General features: G+C 74.9%; 22 protein-coding genes. 12 read left to right on the forward strand and 10 right to left on the reverse strand.

The window, feature by feature from the left end:
• Positions 1-245: 245 nt before the first annotated feature.
• The 6 genes from AB0398_RS30510 to xylA all read right to left on the reverse strand — a co-directional run bounded on the left by AB0398_RS30510 (position 246) and on the right by xylA (position 5,346).
• Positions 246-503, reverse strand: a complete 258-nt coding sequence (locus AB0398_RS30510) for a hypothetical protein (protein ID WP_366378891.1) — start codon at positions 501-503, stop codon at positions 246-248.
• A gap of 140 nt (positions 504-643) precedes the next feature.
• On the reverse strand, positions 644-1,039 hold the full coding sequence (locus AB0398_RS30515) for a hypothetical protein (RefSeq protein ID WP_366378892.1): 396 nt from the start codon (positions 1,037-1,039) through the stop codon (positions 644-646).
• Positions 1,040-1,161: 122 nt separating this feature from the next.
• Positions 1,162-1,797: an LUD domain-containing protein gene (locus AB0398_RS30520; RefSeq protein WP_366378893.1), complete on the reverse strand. Its 636-nt coding sequence runs from the start codon at positions 1,795-1,797 to the stop codon at positions 1,162-1,164.
• Positions 1,794-3,191 (reverse strand): LutB/LldF family L-lactate oxidation iron-sulfur protein, encoded by a 1,398-nt coding sequence (locus AB0398_RS30525; RefSeq protein WP_366378940.1) that lies wholly within the window; start codon positions 3,189-3,191, stop codon positions 1,794-1,796. Before AB0398_RS30525 ends, AB0398_RS30520 begins: the two co-directional genes overlap by 4 nt.
• Positions 3,192-3,241: 50 nt before the next feature.
• Positions 3,242-3,967, reverse strand: coding sequence for a (Fe-S)-binding protein (locus AB0398_RS30530; protein WP_366378894.1), 726 nt, complete (start codon positions 3,965-3,967; stop codon positions 3,242-3,244).
• Between the two features lie 206 nt (positions 3,968-4,173).
• Entirely contained in the window at positions 4,174-5,346 is a 1,173-nt protein-coding gene (gene xylA, locus AB0398_RS30535) for a xylose isomerase (RefSeq protein WP_366378895.1), read from the reverse strand.
• Positions 5,347-5,616: 270 nt separating this feature from the next.
• Here xylA and xylB point away from each other — a divergent pair, with 270 nt between their 5' ends.
• The 5 genes from xylB to AB0398_RS30560 all read left to right on the forward strand — a co-directional run bounded on the left by xylB (position 5,617) and on the right by AB0398_RS30560 (position 10,919).
• Positions 5,617-7,125, forward strand: coding sequence for a xylulokinase (gene xylB, locus AB0398_RS30540; RefSeq protein ID WP_366378896.1), 1,509 nt, complete (start codon positions 5,617-5,619; stop codon positions 7,123-7,125).
• Positions 7,126-7,198: 73 nt separating this feature from the next.
• Entirely contained in the window at positions 7,199-7,432 is a 234-nt protein-coding gene (locus AB0398_RS30545) for a hypothetical protein (protein ID WP_366378897.1), read from the forward strand.
• 288 nt (positions 7,433-7,720) lie between these two features.
• On the forward strand, positions 7,721-8,941 hold the full coding sequence (locus AB0398_RS30550) for an ROK family transcriptional regulator (RefSeq protein ID WP_366378898.1): 1,221 nt from the start codon (positions 7,721-7,723) through the stop codon (positions 8,939-8,941).
• Positions 8,942-8,997: 56 nt separating this feature from the next.
• On the forward strand, positions 8,998-10,431 hold the full coding sequence (locus AB0398_RS30555; RefSeq protein WP_366378899.1) for a WGR domain-containing protein: 1,434 nt from the start codon (positions 8,998-9,000) through the stop codon (positions 10,429-10,431).
• Positions 10,428-10,919 carry a hypothetical protein gene (locus AB0398_RS30560; RefSeq protein WP_366378900.1) on the forward strand — a complete coding sequence of 164 codons (492 nt, stop codon included), beginning with the start codon at positions 10,428-10,430 and terminating at the stop codon, positions 10,917-10,919. The genes AB0398_RS30555 and AB0398_RS30560 overlap by 4 nt, the downstream gene beginning before the upstream one ends.
• A gap of 10 nt (positions 10,920-10,929) precedes the next feature.
• Here AB0398_RS30560 and AB0398_RS30565 read toward each other — a convergent pair whose 3' ends face one another.
• From AB0398_RS30565 to AB0398_RS30575, 3 genes are all read right to left on the reverse strand, one after another.
• Positions 10,930-11,352 carry a DUF350 domain-containing protein gene (locus AB0398_RS30565; protein WP_366378901.1) on the reverse strand — a complete coding sequence of 141 codons (423 nt, stop codon included), beginning with the start codon at positions 11,350-11,352 and terminating at the stop codon, positions 10,930-10,932.
• Positions 11,353-11,498: 146 nt separating this feature from the next.
• Positions 11,499-12,113, reverse strand: coding sequence for an HdeD family acid-resistance protein (locus AB0398_RS30570; protein ID WP_366378902.1), 615 nt, complete (start codon positions 12,111-12,113; stop codon positions 11,499-11,501).
• A gap of 82 nt (positions 12,114-12,195) precedes the next feature.
• Positions 12,196-13,572, reverse strand: coding sequence for a dipeptidase (locus tag AB0398_RS30575; RefSeq protein WP_366378903.1), 1,377 nt, complete (start codon positions 13,570-13,572; stop codon positions 12,196-12,198).
• Between the two features lie 226 nt (positions 13,573-13,798).
• Here AB0398_RS30575 and AB0398_RS30580 point away from each other — a divergent pair, with 226 nt between their 5' ends.
• Entirely contained in the window at positions 13,799-14,332 is a 534-nt protein-coding gene (locus AB0398_RS30580) for a DoxX family membrane protein (RefSeq protein WP_366378904.1), read from the forward strand.
• Positions 14,333-14,474: 142 nt separating this feature from the next.
• Positions 14,475-15,386, forward strand: a complete 912-nt coding sequence (gene opcA, locus AB0398_RS30585; protein ID WP_366378905.1) for a glucose-6-phosphate dehydrogenase assembly protein OpcA — start codon at positions 14,475-14,477, stop codon at positions 15,384-15,386.
• Between the two features lie 190 nt (positions 15,387-15,576).
• Here the strand turns inward: opcA and AB0398_RS30590 are convergent, their stop codons facing one another.
• A complete protein-coding gene (locus AB0398_RS30590) occupies positions 15,577-16,215 on the reverse strand; it encodes a 4'-phosphopantetheinyl transferase superfamily protein (RefSeq protein ID WP_366378906.1) in 639 nt (212 codons plus the stop codon).
• Positions 16,216-16,485: 270 nt separating this feature from the next.
• Between AB0398_RS30590 and AB0398_RS30595 the strand changes: the two genes are divergently transcribed.
• Genes AB0398_RS30595 through AB0398_RS30615 form a run of 5 tightly spaced genes read left to right on the forward strand, consistent with a single transcriptional unit; the run spans position 16,486 to position 20,455 of the window.
• Entirely contained in the window at positions 16,486-17,514 is a 1,029-nt protein-coding gene (locus AB0398_RS30595; RefSeq protein ID WP_366378907.1) for a 3-oxoacyl-ACP synthase III family protein, read from the forward strand.
• 1 nt (position 17,515) lies between these two features.
• On the forward strand, positions 17,516-17,761 hold the full coding sequence (locus AB0398_RS30600) for a phosphopantetheine-binding protein (protein ID WP_366378908.1): 246 nt from the start codon (positions 17,516-17,518) through the stop codon (positions 17,759-17,761).
• Positions 17,758-18,513 (forward strand): 2-oxo acid dehydrogenase subunit E2, encoded by a 756-nt coding sequence (locus AB0398_RS30605; protein ID WP_366378909.1) that lies wholly within the window; start codon positions 17,758-17,760, stop codon positions 18,511-18,513. The genes AB0398_RS30600 and AB0398_RS30605 overlap by 4 nt, the downstream gene beginning before the upstream one ends.
• Positions 18,510-19,628, forward strand: coding sequence for an alpha/beta hydrolase (locus AB0398_RS30610; protein WP_366378910.1), 1,119 nt, complete (start codon positions 18,510-18,512; stop codon positions 19,626-19,628). The genes AB0398_RS30605 and AB0398_RS30610 overlap by 4 nt, the downstream gene beginning before the upstream one ends.
• The gene (locus AB0398_RS30615) at positions 19,625-20,455 is read left to right on the forward strand and encodes an alpha/beta fold hydrolase (protein ID WP_366378911.1); all 831 of its coding nucleotides are present in this window, start codon (positions 19,625-19,627) and stop codon (positions 20,453-20,455) included. The genes AB0398_RS30610 and AB0398_RS30615 overlap by 4 nt, the downstream gene beginning before the upstream one ends.
• Positions 20,456-20,466 lie beyond the last annotated feature (11 nt).

Genomic DNA, 20,466 nt, shown 5'->3' on the forward strand with positions numbered 1-20,466 from the left:
GTGTCCCCTTGTCCGCGCGGGGGGGGGCCGCCGTGTTTTTTGGGGGGCGGCGGGTGTGGGGGGCTCGGGGCCCCGCCGGGCGGGGGCGACACGGCCGGCCGTGTCGCACCGCGTCGTCGGGCCGGGCCGTACGCACGCGAAACCGTCCTGGCCGGTGGTCGTGCCCCACTCGCGGGAGGGGTACGGCCACCGGCCAGGACGGTTTCGGCGCGGGGCCCCGGTTCACCGGGCCACGGGCTACGGGGTTACGCGCTCGCCACGACGGCACCGAGGATCAGGCCGCCGACCAGGCCTGCGGCGCTGACCACGAGGGCGACGGTGGCGAGCCGCTCGTGCCGGACGAACTTGGCGATGGCGGCCAGCACCAGGGCGATCACGCCGAACACGATGGGGAAGAAGACCAGCGAGATCACACCCAGCACGATCGCGATGATGCTCATCACGTTGCCGTTGGTCCCGCGGGTCTGCTGGTCGGCCGGACGGTTGTCATACTGCGTCGTCATGTTCCACTCCTTCGGGACGGTCACTCCGGGGGCTGATCCGGAGGTGGACCGGCCCACCACCCGGGTACCCCGAAGTTCCGTGCTGACACAGCGACTTGAAGAAGTGCGGATCGGGAAGGCCCGCCCGTCCGCCCGTCCTGTCAGTCGGACGTCCGCTCCTGGGTGCTTCCGGAGGGGGCGAGCAGCGAGACGGCGAGGATCGAGACGCGCGTGATCAGGCCGGCGAGGACGATCGTGCCGAACCCCTCGACCCGCAGCTCCGCGCCAAGCGTCCCGCCGAGCCACGAGAGCAGCCACCAGATGAGGGAGTCCTGTAGGACGCCGGCGGCCGCGAAGGCCGCCAGGGGAGCGGCTCCGACGCGCACCGACGGGCCTATGTGGACGATCTGTGTGATCAGCGCGACCGCGACGAAAGCGACGGCGAGGGAGAAGGCGACGTCGGCGCCGGCCGTGCCCAGGGTGATGCCGGGCAGCAGCCCTCCGGCGAGGCATACGCCGACGAGGGCCCCGAGCTTGCGTCTTCCTTGATCGGTCATGCGCGGACTCTGGCACATCGTGAGCGGCGTGGTGAAGAATTTGTGGAAAGCGATCGTTCTGGAGGGGCGCGGGAGATGTGCCGGCCACGGGAACGACAGGCCGCGGACCTGCCGAACCCCCGTCAGGGGCCCGTCACCAGCACCACCTCCAGGGTCCGGGGCCCGTGGACGCCCTCGACGCGGTCGAGTTCGATGTCGCTCGTCGCGGACGGGCCCGAGATCCAGGTCAACGGGCGTGCCGGGTCGAGGCGGGGGAGGGCCCGGGGGACCGAGGCGACGACCTGTTCCGGAGCACGGACCACGCACAGGTGCAGGTCGGGGACGAGGGTGAGGGCGCGGCGGCCCTGTCCCGGGCCGCCGTCGAGGACGATCGTGCCCGTCTCGGCGACCGCCACCGCGCACCCCGTCACCACGGCGTCGGTGCCGTCCAGTTCGTACGGGGTCAGCCGGGGCACGTCGGTCCGCCGGACGGCCTCCGTGGCGGCGAGCCAGCCGGCGGGCAGTCCGGGCGGTACGACGACGCTGCGGGCGCCGCGCTCCGCGAGGAGCCGGGCGAGCAGCCCGGCCAGGCCGTCCGGGGCGGTCCGGTGGACGTGGGCCCGGTAGTCGACGAGGTTCTCGTGGAGCAGGTCGAGGAGGGCCGCCGGGTCCCCGGCGGTGTGGCTCGTCCGGTAGTCGCGGACGGTGGCGGGCGCCTCGGGCGCGTCCGCGACGGCGGCGCGGATCCGGGCGAGTACGCGCGCGCGTGCGTCGGTCATGTGCGGTTCTTCCTCCACCAGTCGCGGAACGGTTCGGCGGGCATCTCCGGCAGGTCGCGGCTCCCGGTCCACCGGCGGACGCCCGGACCCGGCGCCCGCCGGGGGTGCAGCGCGCGGGTGCGGGAGGCCAGGCGCTCCCCGGCCGCCAGCACGCCCGGGTGGTCCAGTACCCAGGCGGAGGCCTTGACCGCCGCCCTTTCGAGGGCGTGACCGCCCTGTTCCGCGACCTTTCCGCGCAGGTGGACCAGGACCTCGGGGATGTCGATGGCGACCGGGCACACCTCGTAGCAGGCGCCGCAGAGGGAGGAGGCGTAGGGCAGGGAGGCGTCGATCTCGCTGGTGGTGCCCCGGAGCTGGGGGGTGAGGATCGCGCCGATGGGGCCGGGGTAGACCGAGCCGTAGGCGTGGCCGCCGGCCCGTTCGTACACCGGGCAGACGTTGAGACAGGCCGAGCAGCGGATGCAGCGCAGGGCCTGGCGGCCGACCTCGTCGGCGAGGGCCGTGGTGCGCCCGTTGTCGAGGAGGACGAGGTGGAAGGAGCGGGGACCGTCGCCGTCGGCGGTGCCGGTCCACATCGAGGTGTACGGGTTCATCCGCTCGGCCGTCGAGGAGCGGGGCAGGGTCTGGAGGAAGACCTCCAGGTCCCGCCAGGTCGGCACCACCTTCTCGATGCCGACGACCGAGATCAGGGTCTCGGGCAGGGTCAGGCACATGCGGCCGTTGCCCTCGGACTCCACGACGACCAGGGTGCCGGTCTCGGCGACCATGAAGTTCGCCCCGGAGATCCCGACCTTGGCCCGCAGGAACTTCTCCCGCAGGTGCAGCCGGGCCGCCTCCGCCAGCTCCGCCGGGGTGTCGCTCAGCCCCTCCGGCGCCGGGCGCCCCCAACTCCCCATCCTCTCGCGGAAGATGTCGCGGATCTCGCCCCGGTTGCGGTGGACGGCCGGGACCAGGATGTGCGAGGGGCGGTCCTCGCCGAGCTGCACGATCAGCTCCGCGAGGTCCGTCTCGTAGGCGGCGATCCCCTCGGCCTCCAGGTGCTCGTTGAGCCCGATCTCCTGCGTGGCCATCGACTTGACCTTGACGACCTCGCGCTCGCCGGTGGCCCGCACGAGATCGGTGACGATCCGGTTCGCCCCGTCCGCGTCCTCCGCCCAGTGCACGGTGCCGCCCGCCGCCGTCACCGCCTCCTCCAGCCGGAGCAGGTGCGTGTCGAGGTGGCGGAGCGTCTCGTCCTTGATCCGCTTCCCGGCCTCGCGCAGGGCGGCCCAGTCGTCCAGCTCGGCCACCGCCCGCGCCCGCTTGTCCCGGATCGTGTGCGTGGCGTGCCGGAGGTTGGCCCGCAGGGTCGTGTCGCCGACGGCCCGCCGCGCCGCCTCCGGGAACGCCGGCATGCCGACGAAGGCCGGACCGGACCTCCTCGGGGGTGTCCTCTCGTCGCCGCTCAACGCCAGGGCTCCTCTTCCGTGCTCGCCAGGATCTCCGCCAGGTGCAGGGGGCGCAGCGGCGCCTCCCGTCTGCTCGCCATGCCGCCCAGGTGCAGCAGACAGGAGTTGTCCGCGCCGCACAACACCTCCGCGCCCGTCGACAGCGCGTTCGCGAGCTTGTCGGCGCCCATGGCGGCCGAGACGTCGGGGTTCTTCACCGCGAAGGTGCCGCCGAAGCCGCAGCACTCCTCCGCGCCCGGCAGCTCCACCAGGTCCAGGCCCTTCACCGCCTCCAGGAGCCGCCGGGGCCGCTCCCCGAGCCCGAGCAGGCGCAGACCGTGGCAGGAGGGGTGGTACGTCACCCGGTGCGGGAAGTACGCGCCCACGTCCGTCACGCCGAGCACGTCCACCAGGAACTCCGTCAGCTCGTACACGCGCGGCGCCAGGCCCGCCGCTCCCGGCACCTCCGCGCCGAACGTCCCGTAGTGGTGCCGGACCATGGCCGCGCACGAACCGGACGGGACGACGACGTGCCCGTACCCCTCGAAGGCGCGCACCGTGCGCCGTACGAGGGGCGCGGTCTCCCCCCGGTAGCCGGTGTTGAACTGCGGCTGTCCGCAGCAGGTCTGCGCGGCCGGGAAGTCGACCTGCACACCGAGCCGTTCGAGCAGCCGGACCGTGGCCACGCCCGTCGCGGGGAAGACGGCGTCGTTGACGCAGGTGACGAAGAGGGCGACACGCATGGCGGATTCCTCGGGGACGGCTCGGCGCGGGGTCTGACGCGGTCCGTAGTCTGGCAGGGGACGCGGCCGGAGGCCCGGCCGACGCCCCGCGCGGCAGCGGGCGTCCGCGTGCCCGTCGATGCCCGTACGTCCAACGGCGCCCGCCTGCTTACTGCCGCCCGCGCGCCCACAGGCGCCCCGCGTCCACCTGCCTGTGCCCCGCCCGCCTACCGGCGCACCCCGAGCAGGTGCTCCAGGGCCAGCTGGTCGAGGCGCTCGAAGGCCATCGAGCGCTCCGCCGCCGCGTCCGCGTCGAACGTCTCGTACGCCGTGGGGTCGGCGAGCAGCCCGGCGAGGCCGTCGGCGGCCGTGGGCACGGCCAGCTCGGGCAGCCGGGAGGCGTCGAGCGCCGCCACGACGTCCGGGTCGGCACGGAAGGCCGCCGAACGCTCCTTCAGGACCAGGTAGTTGCGCATGCAGTTCTTCGCGGACTCCCACACCCCGTCGAAGCCGTCCGTGCGCACCGGCTTGAAGTCGAAGTGGCGCGGCCCGTCGTACCCGGCCGTCTCCAAGAGGTCCACCAGCCAGAACGCCTGGCGCAGATCGCCCGCCCCGAAGCGGAAGTCCTGGTCGTACTTGATGCCCGACTGCCCGTTGAGGTCGATGTGGAACAGCTTGCCCGCCCACAGCGCCTGCGCGATGCCGTGCGGGAAGTTGAGCCCCGCCATCTGCTCGTGCCCGGTCTCCGGGTTGACCCCGACGAGGTCCGGGCGCTCCAGGCGCTCGATGAAGGCGAGCGCGTGCCCGATCGTGGGCAGCAGGATGTCGCCGCGCGGCTCGTTCGGCTTGGGCTCGATCGCGAAGCGCAGGTCGTAGCCCTGCTCGGTGACGTACTGGCCGAGCAGGTCGAAGGCCTCCTTCATGCGGTCCAGCGCGACTCGTACGTCCTTCGCCGCGCCGGACTCGGCGCCCTCCCGGCCGCCCCACGCCACGTAGACGCCGGCGCCGAGCTCGGCGGCGAGGTCGATGTTGCGGAGCGTCTTGCGCAGGGCGAAGCGGCGCACGTCCCGGTCGTTGGCGGTGAACGCGCCGTCCTTGAAGACGGGGTGGGTGAAGAGGTTCGTGGTGGCCATCGGCACCGCGAGCCCCGTGCGGTCCAGGGCCTCCCGGAAGCGCTTCACGACCGCTTCGCGCTCGGACTCCGACGCGCCGAAGGGGATCAGGTCGTCGTCGTGGAAGGTGACGCCGTACGCGCCGAGCCCGGCGAGCCGCTCGACGGCCTCCACGGGGTCGAGGGCGGGGCGCGTGGCCTCGCCGAAGGGGTCGCGGCCCTGCCAGCCGACGGTCCAGAGACCGAAGGTGAAGCGGTCCGCGGGGGCGGGGGAGAAGCGCTCCGGCATGGGATGTCCTTCTTTCGTGCGCCGGGGGCCGCGCTCCGTGAGCGGCGGGCCCGTGCCGTGCGAGCGGGGGACCATTCGGCGGCCGGGTACTGGCCACCAGATTTGTTTTCTGAGATAACTAATACGGGACGGGGCGCCGCCGCGCCAGACCCGCCCCGGAACGAAAACTCCGGAACGAACCGGGACGAACCCTCGGGGCGAACCGGAACGAACCCCAGGACGCTCCTCGGTGCCACCCATCGAGAGACGAGACCGAGACGAGGTGAGGGCGTGCCCGCGAGCCGCTCCGTCGTGATCGGCGTGGACAGCTCCACGCAGTCCGCCAAGGCCGCCGCCGTCGACGCCGACACCGGCGCGCTCCTCGCCGTCGGCCGCGCCCCGCACACCGTCACCGGGGCCGGCGGCGCGCGCGAGAGCGACCCGGAGGAGTGGTGGACGGCGCTCGTCGCCGCCGTACGCTCGGCCGTACGGGACGCGGGCGTCCCCGCCGGATCCGTCACCGGCATCGCGGTCGCGGGCCAGCAGCACGGCCTCGTCACCCTCGGCCCCGGCGGGCGGCCCCTGCGGCCCGCGCTGCTCTGGAACGACACCCGCTCCGCGCCCCAGGCCGCCGCGCTCGCCGCCCGCCTCGGCGGCCCCGACGCCTGGCCGGCCCGCACCGGCTCCGTCCCCGTCGCCTCCATGACCGCCGCCAAGTGGCAGTGGCTGCGCGAGCACGAGCCCGAGCGGGCCGACGCCGTCACCGGCGTCCGCCTTCCGCACGACCACCTCACCGAGCGCCTCTCGGGAACCGCCGTGACCGACCCCGGGGACGCCTCCGGAACCTGCTGGTACGGGACCGCCACCGGCGCCTACGACCGGGAGGTCCTCGACCTCCTCGGCCTCGACCCCGCCCTGCTGCCCGCCCTCGCCCCCACCGGCGCCACCCGCGTCGGCACCCTCGCCCCGGCCGCCGCCGAGGCCCTCGGCCTGCCCCGCACGGTCGCCGTCGCCGCCGGGACCGGCGACAACATGGCCGCCGCCGTCGGACTCGGCCTCGGTGGCGCGGGCCTGCTCGACCACCCCGTCGTCAGCCTCGGCACCTCCGGCACGGTCTTCGCCGCGACCCGGATCCGCCCCGCCGCCCCCGGGCTCGCCGGCTTCGCCGCCACCGACGGCACGTACCTCCCGCTCGGCTGCACGCTCAACTGCACCCTCGCCGTCGACCGGTTCGCCGCCCTCCTCGGCCTGGACCGGGAGGACGCCGTGCCCGGCGGCGGGGTCGTCGTCCTGCCGTACCTCGACGGCGAACGCACCCCCGACCTCCCGCACGCCGCCGGACTCGTCACCGGTCTCCGGCACGGCACGGACCCCCGGGCGGTCCTCGGCGCCGCCTACGAGGGCGCCGCCTTCACCGTCCTGCGCGCCCTCGACGAACTCCTCGCCGCCTGCGGCCTCGACCCGGCCGCGCCGGACGTACGGGACCGGCCGCTGCGCCTGATCGGGGGCGGCGCGCGCGGCCGGACCTGGACCGACACCGTCCGCAGGCTCTCCGGCCGCCCCCTGGTCGTCCCCGCGGCCGGCGAACTCGTCGCCCTCGGGGCGGCCGCCCTCGCGGCGGGCGCGGTCACCGGCGCCGACCCCGTCGCCCTGGCCGCCGCGTGGGGCACGGGCGCCGGCGAGGTCCTGCCCCCGCTGCCCCGCGACGGGGAGGCCTGGGACCGGATCGCCGGAGTCCTGACGGCCGCGACGCCGACCCTGCTGAGGGACCGACCGGGCGCGGAAGCGGAACGGACATGATCCACTTCGCCGTTGGGACCTGGTCCGGTCGTGACCTCCGGGTTACCCTGCCGGTAACCACGGGGAGGCACACATGATCGCTCTGCTCATCCTGTTCGGGGCCATCATCGGCGTGGGGGCACTGGCGTTCGTCATCGTGCACCGCCGGGGCGGAAGCAGGACGGAAACGATCGAGGGCCTGCTCCTGGAGCGGGAGGCCGGGCGCCAGGCCCGGACGGACAGGGTCTCCTTCAACTCCCTGTCCGTCCATAATTCCCTGCCGACCAGCAGCGACGCCCACCACCGCCGGGGCGGCAGCCGGTACTAGGGACTGTCCGGCGGGTCAGGGGCGGGGCCGCTACGCCGGTCGGCCGGGACTTCCGGCACACGCCCCGGAGCCCGTCCGGTGCGTCACGGCCGGGGCCGCGGCGCCCCGGCACGGCGGCGGCCCGTCGCGTTCACCGCTGCTCTCCGGCCCAGTACGCGGCCCGCACCTCGCCCTCAGCGATGTCCCGGCGCGACGGTTCCGGCCCCGGGAGAGCCGTACGGCGCCGGGGACGCGACACCGGGCGCCGTTGTCGTGCGAACGAAACGGGCGACTAGGCTCTCGCTCACCATGAACCAGCCCACGGAACCCAAGGCCGACAAGTCGGGAGTGCGACGGCACAACCTGAGTCTCGTCCTGCGGACCGTCCACGAGGCGGGCGAGACCACGCGGGCCGCCGTCGCGGCCCGCGTCGGACTCACCCGGCCCGCCGTCTCCTCCCTCGTCGAGCAGCTCCTCGACCTCGGCCTCCTCGTCGAGTCGGGCAAGACCTTCAGCGGGCAGGCGGGACGGCCGGGCACCGTCCTGAAACCGGCCGACACCGGCCCCGCCGGACTCGGCGTCGAGATCAACGTCGACTACGTCACCGCCTGCGTCGCCGACCTGGCCGGCACCGACCGCGTCCGGCGCACCGAGCGCCTCGACAACCGCGCGGCCGGCGCCGGCGAGGTCCTTGCCGGGGCCGCCCGCATCGCCGCCGGAGCCCTGGACGAAGCGGCCGGCCTCGGCCTCTTCCCGGCGGGGGCCGGACTCGCCCTGCCCGGACTCGTCTCCGGCGGGACCGTCCGGCAGGCCCCCAACCTCGGCTGGAACGAGGTCCCCGCCGAACGCCTCTTCGCCGAGGCCCTCGCCGCCCTGCGCCCCGCCACCACCGGCCTCCCCGTCGCCTCCGACAACGAGGCGAACTCGGCGGCCCTCGCCGAGCTGTGGTCCGGCTCCCTCGGCGAGGTGCGGACCTTCCTGCACCTGACGGGGGAGATCGGCGTCGGCGGCGCGATCGTCGTCCACGGCGAACTCCTGCGCGGCGCGCACGGGTTCGCGGGCGAGATCGGGCACATGGCAGTCGACGCCGAAGGGCCCCGCTGCCGCTGCGGCTCGCGCGGCTGCCTGGAGCAGTACGCCGGGCAGGCGGCCCTCCTGGCCTCGGCCGGGGCGAGCGGCGTCCCCGACCTGGCGCGGCGCGCCGGAGCGGGAGAGCCGCGCGCCTTCGCCGCCCTCGCGGAGGCGGGCCGCATGCTCGGGCGCGCCCTGTCGGGGGCCGTGAACCTCCTGGACCCCGAGGCCGTCGTCCTGGGCGGCATCTACCCGCGCCTGATGCCCTGGCTGGCGCCCGCCCTGACGGAGGAGCTCGCCGACCGGGTCGTCTCCGGCCTCTGGACCCCGGACGCGGGCCGCCTGCGCCCGGCCTCCGCCGCCGCGGACGCGGCCCGGGGCGCGGCGGCCCTGGTCCTCCGCGACGTCCTGGCCGACCCGCTGGCCCACGCCGCGGCGGCGGGCGACCGGGGGGCGTGAGGGCGCCGGCACCGTATCCGGGGACGTTGTCAGTGGTCGCCCCTAACGTTCTCCCCATGACGACGACTTACCTGGAGCTGTCGCAGGACGGCGGCGGTGCCCACAAGTTCTACGAAGTGACCGTCGAGGACCTCGCGGTGTCGGTCCGCTACGGCCGGATCGGCGCGGACGGGCAGACGCAGCGCTCCACCTTCCCGACCGCGCAGAAGGCCCGGGCCGCCGCCGCGAAGAAGATAGGGGAGAAGGTCCGCAAGGGCTACGCCCCCGCGGTGCGCGGAGCGCGCGCCGCCCGCGCGGTGACGCGCCGCGCGGTGACCTCGGCGCCCTCCACCGCGCGGGCCGTCGCCCCGGTGCTCTGGCGCTTCCGGACGGGCTCGGCGGCCTTCGGCATCCACGTCGACGAGGAGCGCTGCTGGGTGGGCAACCAGGCGGGGGACGTCTTCACGCTCGACCGCACCGGCGAGGTGCAGGCCCGCTTCAGCCTGCCGGACGGCGTCAAGTGCCTGGTCGCCGACGACTTCTGGATCTACGCGGGCTGCGACGACGGCAAGGTGTACGACCTGTCGTCCAAGCTCCCCTTCGCCGCGTACGACATCGCCACCGACGTCGACATCTTCTGGCTCGACATCCACGAGGGCGTCCTGCACGTCGCCGACCGATCCGGCCGGCTCACCGTCATCGACCACGAGGACGAGCACCAGTGGGCGCGCGGCGGCCAGGGCGAGCACGCCTGGATGGTCCGCGCCGACGGCGAAGCCGTCTACTACGGGGACACGCGCGGCGTCGCGGCCCACGCGCCGGACGGCGGCGGCGAGCTGTGGCACACGGCCACCGACGGCGCGGTCCTCTTCGGCTGGCAGGAGGACACCGCGGTCTACGCGGGCACGGGCCGCAGGAAGGTGCAGCGGCTCGCGAAGAAGGACGGGCGCGTGGAGGCGGTGTACTCCTGCGACAGCGCGGTGTACTCCTGCGCCACCTCGCCCGGCGGCCGGTTCGTCTTCGCGGGCGACTCGTCCTCCTCCGTCTACTGCTTCGCGGAGGACGGCACCCGGCTGTGGAAGCTCGGCACGGGCGGCGGTTCGGCGCTCTCCATGCAGTACCGGGACGAGCGGCTCTACCTGGTGACCACCGACGGCTCGCTGGTCTGCGTGGACGCGAGCGAGGCGGCGATCACGGCCGCCCAGCGGGGCACGGTCCCGGTCGCCCGGGACGTCAAGCTGGCCGCCGCGATGCCGGTGTACGAGCCCGCCACGACCGCCACGGCCGTGACCGTCGTCAGCGACGCCCCGGCCGGCGCGGTGGTCGTGGAGTGTGTCGGCGAGTCGGGCCGGACCCGGGTGCGGGTCGTCTCGGGGGGCTACGACTCCTCGTGGAACGTGCAGTTCCCGCGCGCGATCCGCGAGCCCGGCGCACGGTACGTGGTCGACGCCCTGCACCCCGCCGCGGGCGGCTTCTACCGGGTCCGCGGCGACATCCGGCGGCTGCGGTGACGGTACGGGGAGCCGGTGACGGGGGCGGCGCCGGCGTCTTCGAGGCGGCCACGGGCGACGGCCCGCCCCTACCCCCGGCCGACGCCGAGCAGCGCTCCCGGGAGGTCCGGGCGGCCCTCGACGGACTGCTCCGGATCAGAGGACTGACCGGGGAGCGGGGCGGAGACCCGAAGGCCGCGCCCGCCGACTGGGAGCGCCGGCAGCCGGTCCGGGCGGTGGCCCTGGCCCTGGAGTCCGGCGGGATCTCGCCCTCGTCCGTGGACGCCGCCGGGGCGCGGAGCTCCACCGGCTACCGGGTCGCCGCGGGGGAGCGGCCCGGAACGGCCGTGGTCGAGTGGCTGGGGCCGCCGGGCGCGGGCGCCGCGGGGGAGGAGGCGGAGGCGCTTGGCGCGTGCGTCCCCGCCCTGGCCCGGCTCGGCTGGGACGCCCTGCTCTACAAGGGGCCGCGCGGCCGCCGCTTCCTGGAGGTGGAGCCGATGGGGGCCTGAGCCCCGGGGCTCAGGCGATCGAGGCGGAGACGATCGCCGAGACCGCGATGTTGCAGGAGGCGGTGACCCAGACCGCCGGGTGCGGCTCGGGGTCGACGAGGGTGGCGCCCAGCTTCCCCGGCGTGACCAGGTCGACGACGAGGAAGGCCACCGCCATCATCACCAGGCCGAGGAGGCCGAACGCGGCGGTCGAGACGAGGCCCTTGCCGAAGTCGTCGTACGTCGTCCAGATCGAGGTGAAGACGATGCCGCCGATGCCGAGGAGCGCCGAGCTGAGCAGGATCGCGGCGTTGCGGTTGCGGTCCTCCCAGATCTGCCGCCCGAGCTTGCCGGGGGTCAGCACGTCCACGAGCACGATGCCGAGGATCAGCAGGACCACGCCGAGGGCGCCGTAGGCGCTGGTCCGGCCGAGGCCGTTGACGATGTCGCTCATGGGATGCGGGCTCCGGAGGGTTCACGATCGCGGGGGACCGGACGGTCGGGGACCGGCAAAATGTAGCGCACGCGTCAACGACGACCGCCGCCCGCCCGGGGACCGGACGGACGGCGGAGGAGGACGATCGGGCAGGTGAGCCCCTGTCAGGCCCCTGGCGGCAGGTTCCTGGCGCGCGAGCGGACCTGGAGGGCCGTGACGATCTCGACGGCGCCGACGGCGACCAGCCAGATGCCGCCGAGGAGCGTGAGCACCGCCGCCGACTCCAGCGGGGACACGATGAGGACCACCCCGGCCAGCGCGCTGACGATGCCGAGGAAGACCTGCCAGCCGCGGGCCGGCATCGCCGGGTCAGAGGCCGCCGCCACGGTCTGGGTGATGCCCCGGAAGAGCCAGCCGATGCCGATCCAGAGCGCGAGCAGCAGGATCGACTGCATCGCGCCCCGGAAGCAGAGCAGACCGAGCAGGATCGAGAGGGCGCCGCTGATGAAGGCCATGACCCGCAGCGCGGTGCTGACATGGGTGCCGAAGGCGGCGACCAGCTGCATCACACCGCTGAACAGCAGGTACAGGCCGAAGAGCACACCGGCCACGAGCAGCGAGGCGCCGGGCCAGACCAGGACGAGGACGCCGAGGACCAGCGCCACCAGACCGGCGAGGAGCAGGGCCTGCCAGGCGGCGCCCGCCAGCATGCCGAGGGGTCCGGTCGGTACGTCCCGGTCCTGGGGCCTTTCGTGGGACCGGTCATGAGTCTGTGTCATGGGACGGGAACCGTTCTGTTCGCGGGGAGGGATCGTTCGAGGGAGGGGCCGTCCGCGCGGAGGGCCCGTTCACGGGGCAGGGTCAGAGGGGGGTGGCGTAACCGCTGAGGAAGAGCGCCTCCGTGAGCGCCATGTGCTCGATCTCCGAGGGATCCACGCTCTCGTTGGGCGCGTGGATGAGGCAGCCCGGCTCCTCGACGCCGATGAGCGCGATCTCGGCGTCCGGGAAGTGCGCGGCGAGCACGTTGCACAGCGGGATCGACCCGCCCTGCCCCGCCTGCACCATGTCCTTCCCGTACGCCTCGCGGAACGCCGTCGCCAGGGCCCGGTAGGCGGGTCCGTCGGTGCGCGCCCGGAAGGGCTGGCCCGCGCTCTCCGGCTCCACCTCCACCCGGGCGCCCCACGGGGCGGCCGAGGTCAGGTGGCCGGTCAGGGCGCGCAGGGCGTCGTCCGCGTCGGTCCCCGGCGGGACCCGCAGGCTGACCCTGGCCCGTACCTTCGCCTGCACCGCCGCCGAGGAGCCCACGACCGGCGGGCAGTCGATGCCGAGGACGGTGACGGCCGGCCGGGCCCACAGCTCGTCGGCGACCGATCCCGTACCGACCAGGGACACCCCGTCCAGGACGCCGGCGTCGGAGCGGAACTGCTCGGCCGGGTAGTCGACGCCCTGCCAGGAGCCGTCGCCCGCGAGCCCCTTGACCGCCGTGTCGCCGTGCTCGTCGCGGAGGCTGTCGAGCATCCGGACGAGCGCGGCCAGCGCGTCGGGCGCGGGCCCGCCGAACATGCCGGAGTGCATCTCCCCCTTCAGGGTGGAGACGGTCACCACGACGTTGGTGAGCCCGCGCAGCGAGGTGGTCGCGGTGGGCAGCCCGCGCGCGAAGTTGCCGGTGTCGCAGATCAGCAGGGCGTCGGCGGCGAACAGGTCCGGCTGGAGCGGGACGAGCCTCTCCAGACCGGCCGTCCCCTGCTCCTCGGAGCCCTCCGCCACGAACTTGACGTGCACGGGGAAGCCCCGCCCCTCCGGCCCGCCGAGCGCGCGCAGCGCTGTCAGGTGCATGGCGATGTTGCCCTTGCAGTCGGCGGCGCCGCGGCCGTACCAGCGCCCTTCGTGCTCGGTGAGCTCGAAGGGCGGGGTGCGCCAGGCGGCGTCGTCGAGCGGCGGCTGCACGTCGTAGTGGCAGTACAGCAGGACGGTCGGCGCCCCCTCGGGGCCCGGCGCGTGCCCCACGACCGCGTCCGTGCCGTCCGGGGTCGTCACCCGCCGCATGTCCCTGAGCCCGGCCTCCGTGAAGGCCCGTACGAGGAAGTCGGCGGTCTTCGCGCACTCCTCGGGCGGGAACTGGCGCGGGTCGGCGACCGAGCGCATCGCCACCAGCTCGGTCAGGTCCTCCTTCGCCCGGGGCATCAGGGCCCGGACCCTCTCCCGCAGGGCTGCGGTCTCGGTGGACTCGGCGGTCATGCGCACCCACTTCCCCTCGGGCCGCTTCCGGGCCTCGGGCCGCTTCCGGGGGCGCGGCTCGCGACGGTCCCGGGACGGCGACAGCCCTCCCACTAAAGCAACAGCCGACAAAAGGCGCAAAAGGGTACTCGAATGGAGCAGGGATCCGGGGCTCGGACGGCGGGAGTCCCGGCGGACGCGGACAGTGGACGGCGTACGCGTCCCCCTCCCGCACCTGGAGAACCCCATGGCCCACCCCAACCGACGCGATCTCGGGCTGCTCGTGCTCAGGGTCGGCACCGGCGCCGTGCTCGCCGCGCACGGCACGCAGAAGCTCTTCGGCTGGTTCGGCGGCGGGGGCGTCGAGGGCACGAGCAAGGCGATGGAGGCCATGGGCTTCTCGCCGGGCCGGCAGAGCGCGATCGCCGCCGGTCTCGGCGAGGCGGGCGGCGGCGCCCTCCTCGCCCTCGGCCTCGCCACCCCGGCCGCCGGGGCCGCCGCGGCCGGCGCCATGGCGGGCGCCGTCTCGGTGCACGCCCCGGCCGGCTTCTTCGCCCAGGGCGGCGGCTACGAGTATCCGGCCTTCCTCGGCTTCACCGCCGCCGCGATCGGTGTCACCGGCGCCGGGCGGTACTCCCTGGACCACCTCACCGGCCACGTCCTCGACCGGCCCTGGGTGGTGGCCGTCGCCTTCCTCGGCACCGCGTTCGCGGCCGCCGCCGTCGTCGGCCGCCGCGCCCGGGGTCAGGCCGCCCCCGACTCGGATCCCGAGCAGGCCTAGGGCGTGTCGTCCGGGCCGGACCCCGCGCACCCGGCCCGGCCCGGTCCGGGAGGCGGGTTCCGGAAGGGGCGCCGGGGACCCGCACGCGTTCGCCGCGCGGGGGAGTTAGGCTCGCCGGAGAGGAAGGGACGGGCGCCGCGACATGAAGATCGATCTGACGGACACCAATTCCAGCAAGATCAACAAGGCGATCCTGAAGGGGCGCAGGGACGTCGGCACCCCCGCCGTCGGCGCCGTGCTCACCCTCGTCGTCGTCACCGACGAGGAGAACGCCTACGACGCCGTCAAGGCGGCCAACGAGGCCTCCCGGGAGCACCCCTCCCGCATCCTCGTGGTCATCAAGCGCCACGCGCGCGCGCCCCGCGAGCGGCACGAGACCCGGCTCGACGCCGAGGTCCGGCTCGGCAGCGACGCCGGTTCGGGCGAGACGGTCGTGCTCCGGCTCCACGGCGAACTCTGCGCCCGTGCCGAGTCCGTGGTCCTGCCCCTGCTCCTGCCGGACGCGCCCGTCGTGGTCTGGTGGCCCGTCGACGCGCCCGAGGTCCCCTCCAAGGACCCGCTCGGCTCGCTCGCCCAGCGGCGCATCACCGACGCGTACGCGGTGGAGGACCCGCTCGCCGTCCTGGAGACCCGCGCCGCCTCGTACGCCCCCGGCGACACGGACCTCGCCTGGACGCGGCTCACCCCCTGGCGCTCGATGCTGGCCGCCGCGCTCGACCAGGCGCCGCTCGCCGTCACCTCCGCCGCCGTCGAGAGCGAGGCGGAGAACCCCAGCGCCGAACTCCTCGCCCGCTGGTTCGAGGTCCGCCTCGGCGTCCCCGTCGACCGGGTCGTCACCGACGGTCCCGTGATCACCGGCGTCCGCATGGGCACCCCGGACGGCGACATCCTCATCGACCGGCCCGAGGGCCCGGTGGCCCGCCTCGCCATCCCCGGCCAGCCCCACCGCGTCCTCGCCCTCAAGGTCCGCTCCACGGCGGAGCTGATCGCCGAGGAACTGCGCCGTCTCGACCCCGACGAGGCCTACGAGAGCGCCCTGCGCGGGCGGGCCTGAACCCGGGCGGATCCGATCCGGGCGGGCCTGAACCCTGGCGGGGCCGACCCCGAGTGGTCCTGAACCCGGGCGGGTCTGAACCCGGGCGGGACCGACCTCGAGTGGCCCTGAATCGGGCAGGCCCGAACCCGAGCGGGCCCGAGCGCCCGGCAGCCGCCCCCGGCCGTCGGCGTGAAGGCCCCTCGACAGGTCAGCCCCGGTACGTCACCGCCGTGACCAGCAGTCCGCCGGCCACCAGCCACCTGCCGGTGAACTCCGAGGGCCCGGGGCTCCGGAGCAGCGCCGCCCGGAACGAACCCGCCGGATCGAAGGTGACGTCCGCCTCCTCGAAGCCGAGCCGGGTCCGCGTCAGCGGGAACCACGCCTTGTAGACGCTCTCCTTCGCGCTGAACAGCAGCCGGTCCCAGTGGACGTACGGACGCGAGCGCACGAGGCGGTCGAGGCGGCGGAGTTCGGCGGGCCGCGCGATCGCCGCCAGCACGCCCGGCGGCAGGCCCCGGTGCGGTTCCGCGTCGATGCCGACGGACAGCACCTCCGGCGCCCGCCGCGCGACGGCCGCCGCGCGGTAGCCCTCGCAGTGGGTCATGCTGCCCACCACCCGCTCCGGCCAGCGCGGCGCGCCCTGCTCGCCCGGCAGCAGGGGCGCGGGAGCGACGCCCAGTCCGGCGAGGGCGCGCCGGGCGCACAGCCGCACCGTGGTGAACTCGCGCCGGCGGCCCTCCGAGGCCCGGCGGAGCAGCGCCTCCTCGGCGGGGAACAGCGGCGCATCCGGCGGATCTCCGTACGCCTCCGCCGACGCCACCCCCGGCGGCAGCAGCAGCTCGATCACGTCGTCGTACCGAACGGGTGGGAGGGGGAGGGCCCGGCGGCCCGCGGGGCGTCGCGCGGCGCGGCCGGACGGCCGGGCGCGGCCGTGGATGCGATGGCTGTCACCCGCCCAGGCTCGGCGGCCCCGCTGAAGCGCCGCTGAAGGCACCTCGCCCCCGGTGCGGTGGTTCAGGGCTGCTTTAGAACCCCGACCTAGCGTCCCGACGCAAGCCGGGCGGAAGACCGGACGGAACGAGAGAGAGGACGCCACGTGGTGGACCCGGACCGTACGGTGCGTGTTCTGTCCGCGGGGACCGCCCTGCCGGGCTCCCCCATCGACACCGAGGCGCTGGCCGGCCGCTTCGGAATGGACCGGCTCTGGCAGCAGTGGGTCGACACGTTCATCGGCACCCGCACCCGCCATCTCGCCCTCGACCTCGCGACGGGCGAACCCCGCGAGTCGCTCGCCGACCTCGCCACGGCCGCCGCCGCGACCGCGCTCGACCGCGCCGGGCTGTCCCCGGACGACGTCGACCTCGTGGTCCTCGGCACCGCGACCCCCGACACCCTGATGCCGGCGACCGTCAACGTCGTCGCCGACCGGCTCCGCATCGACGGCATCCCGACCTTCCAGCTCCAGTCCGGCTGCTCGGGCGCCGTGCAGACCTTCGACGTGGCGACCTCGCTGCTCGCCGCCGGACGCCACCGCACGGCCCTCGTCATCGGCGGCGACGTCATCGCCAAGCACTACGACGTGACCGCGGACCTCGGCGCCCTGCCGCCCGAGGAGCTCGTCAACTACGTGCTCTTCGGCGACGGCGCCGGCGCGGCCGTCCTCACCACCGCGCCCGGCCACGACGACGCCCCGGCCGTCCGCACCGTCCTGACCCGGCTCTCCGGCCTCGACCGGGAACCGGGCCAGGTGCTCCGCTGGTACGGGCTCGCCGACCGCGACAGCCCCCAGGCGCCCGCCGGCGAGGACTACAAGGCCATCGAGGAACTGGTCCCCGAACTCGCCGCCGACGTGGCCGACGAGATCCTCGACGACCTCGGCTGGGAACGGGAGGACGTCGCCTACCTGCTGCCCCCGCAGCTCTCCGTCACCATGACCGACCGGATCGTGAAACGGCTCGACTTCCCGCTGGCCGAGGAGATCAGCTGCGTCGGCGAGACCGGCAACAACGGCAACGCCCTGCTCTTCTTCCAGCTGGAGCGGCTGCTCGGCGCGATGGACGCCCCGTCGCGGGCCGTCGCCGTGGCCATCGAGTCCAGCAAGTGGATCCGCTCGGGCCTCGCCCTGGAACTGAACGGGAGCACCTGACATGAGCGCCGCACCCGGCCGCCCCCTGGGCCGCCAGGAGTTCGCCGACCTGGTCCGCGACGAGATCGGGATCGACGTCACCGAGGCCGAACTCGACCTCCCCCTCGACGCGTTGACCGGCTGGGACTCCGTACACCTGCTGTCCCTGCTCGTCCTCCTGGAGAAGGAGACCGGCAGGCCGCTGTCCCTGCCGGACTTCCTCGACGCGGGCAGCCTGGCCGCCATCCACGAGGCGGTGGCCCGGTGACCAGCCGCCCCTTCCCCAGCCAGCGCCGGCACACCCTCTTCTTCCTCGACCAGATCAGGGACTTCTCCCCGGTCCACCTCGACACCGAGGTGGACGCCACCGCGATCGTCGCCTCCCGCCGCCGCGCCCGCGAGGCCGGCGCGCGCCGCTCGGTCGTCGCCCACGTCGTGCACGCCGCCGCCGGAGTGCTCCGCGAGCACCCCGAGGCCAACGCCGCGATCCACGGCCGGCTCGACCCGACCGTCGCCACCTACGACACCGTCAGTGCCAAGGTCACCCTCGACCGGAACCTGGACGGCCGCCGCGTCGTCCTCGCCACGGTGGTCCCCCGCCTGGAGGACGCCGGCCTCGACGCGATCCAGGACCACCTCGACCGCGCGCTCGCCGACGACCCCGACACCGCCGAACGGTTCGCCCCCGTAAGGGCGTTGAGGGCGCTGCCCTGGCAGGAGGCCCTGGACCGGTTCCGGGCCGCCGCCGGACTGCTCGAACGCCGCCCCGAGATCACCGGCACGTTCAGCGTCACCTCGCTCGGCCACCGGGCCGTCGACGGATTCCACTCCGTCGGCGGCACCACCGTCACCCTCGGCGTCGGCCGCATCGCCGACCGGCCCGTCGTCCGCGACGGAGCGGTCGTCGTCGCACCGGTCCTGCGGCTCTCCCTCACCTTCGACCACCGGGTCATCGACGGCGCCGAGGCCGCCGACGTCCTCACCGAGATCAAGGACGCGCTGGAGGCGTACCCCGCATGACCGACACCACCGGAGGGCCCGGCCGTGGCAACGACCTGGACGAACTCAAACGCTTCGTCGTCGCGCACGCCGTCTCCCAGAACCTTCCCGCCGACCACTACGCACCGCTCCTGGACCGGATCACCGCCGACACCGGCGACGCCCCCGGCTCCTGGGCGTACGAATGGATCCGCGCCGGCGACGAACTGGACGCGGCCGGGCAGACCCTGGCCGCCGGCCACTACTACGTCCTGGGCCGCTTCCCGTTCGTGGACGGCCCCGGCCGGGCCCGCGCCCTGGTGCGCTCCGTCGACGCCTTCGACCGCTGGCGCAAGACCGAGGACACCGGGATCGAGAGCGGGACGGCCGACGTCGACGGCGTCCCCGTCCGGATCTGGACCGCCGGCCTCGACACCGCCCGCCCCCGCCCGCTGCTCGTCGTGACCGGCGGGATCGTCAGCACCAAGGAGCAGTGGGGGCCGCTGCTGCCGCAGCTAGCCTCCCTCGGTCTGGCCGCCGCCGTCGCCGAACTGCCCGGCGTCGGCGAGAACCCCCTGCGCTACGAGCGCGACGGCGCCCGTCTGTTCGGCGCGATCCTCGACGCCCTCGCCGACCGCGCCGACGTCTCCCGCACCTATCTGCTCGCCCTCAGCTTCAGCGGCCACCTCGCCGTCCGCGCCGCCCTGGCCGACCCCCGGATCCGCGGCATCGTCGGGAACGGCACCCCCGTCCACGACTTCTTCACCGACCCGGACTGGCAGCGGACCGTCCCGAAGGTCACCCGCGACACGCTCGCCCACCTCACCGGCGTCCCCGCCGACACCGTCTACGACCACCTGCGGGACTGGGCCCTCACCGACGACGAACTCCGCTCCCTCGACGTCCCCTTCGCCACCGTCGCCGCCCTCCGCGACGAGATCGTGCCGCCCTCCGACGCCGAACGGCTCCGCCGCCACGTCGCCGACCTCGACGTCCTGGAACACGACGACGTGCACGGCGCCCCCGCCCACCTCGCCGAGACGAAGGCGTGGAGCCTGCTCGCCGTCCAGCGGATGCGGCCCGACGCCGACCCGGCGGTCACCGAACGCCTCACCGCCGCCGTCGCCGCGGCACGCGGCGCGGGAGCCGCCCGATGAGCACGGCCGGACCCGCCACGACCACGGCCGGGCCCGGTCCCACGACCACGGTCCGGACCGGTGCCGCCGCCGACTGGCTCCGCCAGTACGCCCCCGCCGACGCCGGAGCCCCCTGCCTGGTGGTCTTCCCGCACGCGGGCGGATCGGCCGGGTTCTTCACCCCGCTCGCCCGTGCCCTCGCCCCCGCCGTCCGGGTCCTGGCCGTCCAGTACCCCGGCCGGCTCGAACGCCGCACCCACCCGCCCGCCGGGGACATCCGGGAACTCGCCCGCCACGCGCTCGCGGCGGTCGCCGAGGCCGTCGCCGGAACTCCGGCGGGCGACGGGACCGCCCCGCTCGTCCTCTTCGGGCACAGCATGGGCTCGCTCGTCGCCTTCGAGGCCGCCCTGCTCGGGGAACGGGGGGCGGGACCCGCCCCCGCCGCGCTCCTGGCGTCCGGCGGCCGCGCCCCGGCCCTGACCCGCGTGGACCCGTCGATCCTGCGCAGCGACGACTCCCTCGTCGAGGAGGTCCTGCTGCTCGGCGGCACCGACCGGGCCGTCCTCGACGACCCCGACCTGCGCGGGCTGATCCTGCCCGCGCTGCGCGCCGACTACCGGGCGCTCCAGTCCTACGTCCCCGACCCCACCGCCCGCGTGAGCTGCCCCGTCCGGGCGCTCGTCGGCGACCGCGACCCGCTGGTGCCGGTCGCCGACGCGCGGCGCTGGCGGGACCACACCACGGGACCCTTCCGGCTCCGGGTGCTCCCGGGCGACCACTTCTATCTGAATCCGCGGCTGACGGACGTGGCGGACACCGTACGCACGGTGCTCGCGGAACTGTCCTGACCGAGAGTGAG

The organism is Streptomyces sp. NPDC086147, assembly GCF_040702165.1.
Lineage (GTDB): Bacteria > Actinomycetota > Actinomycetes > Streptomycetales > Streptomycetaceae > Streptomyces.

What these genes read in the sequence shown, in the direction of transcription:
- AB0398_RS30525 (WP_366378940.1), bottom strand. Translation starts at nt 3,191, where the DNA reads ATGCCGGCGTTCCCGGAGGCGGCGCGGCGGGCCGTCGGCGACACGACC.
- AB0398_RS30520 (WP_366378893.1), bottom strand. Translation starts at nt 1,797, where the DNA reads ATGACCGACGCACGCGCGCGCGTACTCGCCCGGATCCGCGCCGCCGTC.
- AB0398_RS30555 (WP_366378899.1), top strand. Translation starts at nt 8,998, where the DNA reads ATGACGACGACTTACCTGGAGCTGTCGCAGGACGGCGGCGGTGCCCAC.
- AB0398_RS30565 (WP_366378901.1), bottom strand. Translation starts at nt 11,352, where the DNA reads ATGAGCGACATCGTCAACGGCCTCGGCCGGACCAGCGCCTACGGCGCC.
- AB0398_RS30510 (WP_366378891.1), bottom strand. Translation starts at nt 503, where the DNA reads ATGACGACGCAGTATGACAACCGTCCGGCCGACCAGCAGACCCGCGGG.
- AB0398_RS30545 (WP_366378897.1), top strand. Translation starts at nt 7,199, where the DNA reads ATGATCGCTCTGCTCATCCTGTTCGGGGCCATCATCGGCGTGGGGGCA.
- AB0398_RS30610 (WP_366378910.1), top strand. Translation starts at nt 18,510, where the DNA reads ATGACCGACACCACCGGAGGGCCCGGCCGTGGCAACGACCTGGACGAA.
- AB0398_RS30515 (WP_366378892.1), bottom strand. Translation starts at nt 1,039, where the DNA reads ATGACCGATCAAGGAAGACGCAAGCTCGGGGCCCTCGTCGGCGTATGC.
- AB0398_RS30600 (WP_366378908.1), top strand. Translation starts at nt 17,516, where the DNA reads ATGAGCGCCGCACCCGGCCGCCCCCTGGGCCGCCAGGAGTTCGCCGAC.
- AB0398_RS30530 (WP_366378894.1), bottom strand. Translation starts at nt 3,967, where the DNA reads ATGCGTGTCGCCCTCTTCGTCACCTGCGTCAACGACGCCGTCTTCCCC.
- opcA (WP_366378905.1), top strand. Translation starts at nt 14,475, where the DNA reads ATGAAGATCGATCTGACGGACACCAATTCCAGCAAGATCAACAAGGCG.
- AB0398_RS30615 (WP_366378911.1), top strand. Translation starts at nt 19,625, where the DNA reads ATGAGCACGGCCGGACCCGCCACGACCACGGCCGGGCCCGGTCCCACG.
- AB0398_RS30550 (WP_366378898.1), top strand. Translation starts at nt 7,721, where the DNA reads ATGAACCAGCCCACGGAACCCAAGGCCGACAAGTCGGGAGTGCGACGG.
- AB0398_RS30570 (WP_366378902.1), bottom strand. Translation starts at nt 12,113, where the DNA reads ATGACACAGACTCATGACCGGTCCCACGAAAGGCCCCAGGACCGGGAC.
- xylA (WP_366378895.1), bottom strand. Translation starts at nt 5,346, where the DNA reads ATGCCGGAGCGCTTCTCCCCCGCCCCCGCGGACCGCTTCACCTTCGGT.
- AB0398_RS30580 (WP_366378904.1), top strand. Translation starts at nt 13,799, where the DNA reads ATGGCCCACCCCAACCGACGCGATCTCGGGCTGCTCGTGCTCAGGGTC.
- AB0398_RS30575 (WP_366378903.1), bottom strand. Translation starts at nt 13,572, where the DNA reads ATGACCGCCGAGTCCACCGAGACCGCAGCCCTGCGGGAGAGGGTCCGG.